The sequence below is a fragment of the Halorubrum sp. Atlit-28R genome, from assembly GCF_003665955.1.
Lineage (GTDB): Archaea > Halobacteriota > Halobacteria > Halobacteriales > Haloferacaceae > Halorubrum > Halorubrum tropicale.
This window is the reverse complement of sequence record NZ_QPLS01000245.1, coordinates 1-451: the sequence shown is the minus strand read 5'-3', so window position 1 is coordinate 451 and position 451 is coordinate 1. Positions and strand designations below refer to the sequence as shown.

The 451-nt window shown below is 60.8% G+C and carries 1 pseudogene; it reads left to right on the top strand.

From position 1 onward, the window contains the following. Nucleotides 1–451 (top strand): annotated as a pseudogene (locus DVK06_RS17740) (ATP-binding protein); the annotation flags it as partial.

Genomic DNA, 451 nt, shown 5'->3' with positions numbered 1-451 from the left:
CCACGCCTCGAAGAACATGCTCCGACAGTATCTCTCGGGCGAGCGAACCTACGAGATGGACGACGGGCGCGACGTTCAAGCCGCCGTCGTGCAGTTCGACCCGCAGGACGAGTACGCACAGATGCACGACGATAATCCGGATATGGACACAGAAATCGCCCGACGCTACGAGCGAGAGGGTATCGCCCACGGTGGCCACGACGACACGATTGCGCTCGTCCCGAAGATGGCTGGGTCGTCGTATCCGGGGTCGAACCACCGTGCAGAGCAGTTGGAGTTCACCATCCCCTTTTCGATGGCGCGCGACCTGCCGTGGCTCGTTGCCGGAAGCAGCCTCAACGACAACCAGTATCCGGCACTTCTCGAACTACTGAATCGGTTCTTCCGGAACTACAGCGACAGCGGAACCTACAAGGAGTTCCTGACGTTCCTCGACGACCCGGCGCTCAAG